General features: G+C 38.4%; 2 protein-coding genes. Both read right to left on the bottom strand.

Annotated features, from left to right (window positions below):
* Positions 1–98 precede the first annotated feature (98 nt).
* Entirely contained in the window at positions 99–1,751 is a 1,653-nt protein-coding gene (locus ACOVQ4_RS19870) for a CTP synthase (protein WP_421822348.1), read from the bottom strand.
* A 178-nt stretch (positions 1,752–1,929) separates the two neighbouring features.
* Positions 1,930–3,144, bottom strand: coding sequence for a glycosyltransferase (locus ACOVQ4_RS19865; RefSeq protein ID WP_421822347.1), 1,215 nt, complete (start codon positions 3,142–3,144; stop codon positions 1,930–1,932).
* Positions 3,145–3,282 lie beyond the last annotated feature (138 nt).

The following is a 3,282-nucleotide window of genomic DNA, read 5'->3' as shown; positions in this document are numbered from 1 at the left end:
AAAATCGAATAGTAAAGAAATAAAAATGCACCGCCTCGACTTTGGCGGTGCAAAATTACAAAGAACTTGGCTTTTTAGCTGTATTTTTTTACAAAAGGTTATTTAGTTGTTCCTTTTGCTACCGGAGAAGCATTTTTTAAAGCCGCCTTTACAAAATGTACAAACAACGGAGCAGGATTTACCACTGTCGATTTATATTCTGGGTGGAATTGAACACCAATAAAGAATGGGTGATCTTTGATTTCAACAATCTCTACCAAACCAGAGTCTGTATTGATACCTGTAGGAACCATTCCAGCCGCTTTGATTTGTTCAAAATAGTTATTGTTGAACTCATAACGGTGACGGTGACGCTCTTGGATATTTAGTTTTCCGTAGATGCTGTGTGCCAACGAACCTTTTTCAATTTTACAACCATAAGCACCCAAACGCATGGTACCACCTTTGTTAGTAATATCTTTTTGGTCTGCCATGATGTCGATTACAGGATGTGCCGTTTCAGGGTTCATTTCTGAAGAGTGTGCTTCAGCAAGACCCAATACGTTACGCGAAAACTCGATAACAGCACATTGCATACCCAAACAAATACCAAAGAATGGAATTTTGTTTTCACGAGCATATTTTACTGCGTTGATTTTACCTTCGATACCACGCTCACCAAAACCTGGGGCTACCAAGATACCATCCAAGTTGGCCAATCTGCTTTCATAACCAGCATCGATTAGCGTTTCAGAAGAAATCCAACGAATATTTACTTTTGTTTCACAAACCGCTCCCGCATGAATAATTGCTTCAGCAATAGATTTATACGAGTCTTTCAATTCTACGTATTTACCAACCAAACCTATGGTAATTTGGTCTGTAGGGTTTTTCAACTTACCCAAAAACGTTTTCCATTGGTCTAAATCTGCATCACGGTCGTTGTATATATCCAATTTGTACAATACTCTTGCGTCTAATTTTTCTTTACGCATCAATAATGGTACATCATAGATTGTCTCAGCGTCCATAGCCTCAATCACATCGTTGGCAGATACGTTGCAGAATAGGGCAATTTTGCGACGCATATCTTGTGGAAGAGGATGCTCTGTACGACATACCAAAATATCAGGCTGAATACCAGATTCTGATAATTGGCGTACTGAGTGTTGAGTTGGTTTGGTTTTAAGCTCACCCGCTGATGCCAAGTAGGGAACCAATGTTAGGTGGATAAACAACGTGTTTTTCTCACCTAAATCCCATTTTAATTGACGAGTAGCTTCAATAAAAGGAAGTGACTCGATGTCACCCACGCAACCACCGATTTCAGTGATTACCACGTCGTATTCGCCAGTTTCACCCAACAACAAGATGCTTCTTTTGATTTCATCTGTGATGTGAGGAACTACTTGAACAGTTTTACCCAAATAATCACCACGTCGTTCTTTCGTGATTACATTGTAGTAAATACGACCAGTTGTAATGTTGTTTGCTTGCGAAGTTGGTACGCCCAAGAAACGCTCGTAGTGACCCAAGTCAAGGTCAGTTTCGGCGCCATCGTTGGTTACATAACACTCCCCATGCTCATAAGGGTTAAGTGTACCCGGATCGATATTGATATACGGGTCAAATTTTTGAATAGTTACCGATAATCCTCTGGCTTGCAGAAGTTTTGCTAATGATGAGGCAATAATACCTTTGCCTAATGAAGAAGTCACACCGCCCGTAACAAAGATGTATTTCGCGGTTTTAGGTTGCCCTTTACCTGACATTGTAAGAAATGATTGATTTGTGAATTTTCCGATGAACGAAAGTTCATGGACGTTTCAGATTTCCCAAAGAAGATTTCATTTTAGAAAATCCGAAACTATGGTTACGGGATACAAAGGTAAGAAAATTACTTAGAACTCTAAGTGTAAAGTGGCTAAGTTTTTTTGAAGTGCCTGATTTTCAGGATAATATTTTTTTATTTTTTTTGAAGATACATTCTGCGAAAAATTTTACCTGATGATGGTCAGAAAACTCTTTCATCATCGACTGATTTCCGACAGTTTTTGATTGACTTAACAAAAATTGTATTTTTTCTTGTAACTCTTCTGGATTATTTGGCTCTACGGTAATTCCCAGTTGATTTCTTCTGGTAAGCTCTCCCATCAAACCATAATTGTAAGTTAAGAGTGGTTTTTGGGCAAAAGCTGAGCGCACCATAATGCCACTCATACCTATATGTTTTTGATACAAGCCCATAATTATATCAGAAAGGGCAAAGAATTGTTGAATCAACTCTGGCTCTACGAAATAATCAACTTTAACAATTTGTAAGTGGTTTGAACCCTCAATAGCTTTGAGTTTTTCGTCAAAACGGTATTTCTCTTCCGCAGTCCAACCACCTACTAACAGCAAGCAAGCATCTTGTTGCTGTTTTTGAGGTAATTGAAGTAATGCCTCCAGCGTTGGAATGATTCCTTTTCTTTCGTCCAAAAAACCAAAAATTAGAAAAACTTTTCGATGCGGTTCGATGCCCAATTGTTGTCTGAGCAGGATAGGAGCTTCCTGAGCAAAAGGATAGGTTTTGACAGGGTCAGGTAAATATAGTGCTTTGTTGCTATGCCATTTTTTTTGAATATATTCGGCAGCATAAGGGTCAAGACAGTAGAGATTGGTCAGCTTTTTAGAAAAAAGTAAGCCACGGAGCATCCATTTTTTACGAATAAAATTGATACGCTCTTTCCAAGAATCGGGACGATAATTGGTTAGGGTAGTTCTAAAAAAAATCCCTGAAAAAGTGCAAGGCGCTTGATTGCCTTTTTGTAAAATCGCCAATTGCAAATGGTCCAGATACATCAAAACGCCATGTTTAGCTTGAAATACTGACGCATATTTACAGAATAATCCCCATTCAAAATCTCCACGTTTGATGACATTATTCTCTGCTTGATACTGCTGAAATTCCTCCTCAGAAATATATTTCCACTCAAAAACCGAAGCGTCCACCGACATTCTTTGCGTGAGCTTAGCGTGTTTTGTGGCAAAGATGGGGCTTACCAAAGCTATTAATTTGATCGGTAAACGATGTTCAAGCTGATATTCAATCAAATGTGTAAGATATTCAGAATGATGACCAGAAGCATCTAAATCAAACAATAAAATAGTCGGGAAAGGCATTTTGAGTGATGAGTGAAGAGTTTTGAGTGAGGAGTTTTTAAATTATTTGGGATTTCAGATTTCGGAAAAATCAAACATTTCCGAAATCCAATATCTGAAATCCCAGATAACAAAGACACTTTGTCCCTATGTGCCTTT

Origin of the sequence: Flectobacillus sp. (assembly GCF_049240685.1) — a bacterium.
Lineage (GTDB): Bacteria > Bacteroidota > Bacteroidia > Cytophagales > Spirosomataceae > Flectobacillus.
Note: the sequence above shows the minus strand (reverse complement) of the source record. Positions and strands in the feature narration are given on the sequence as shown.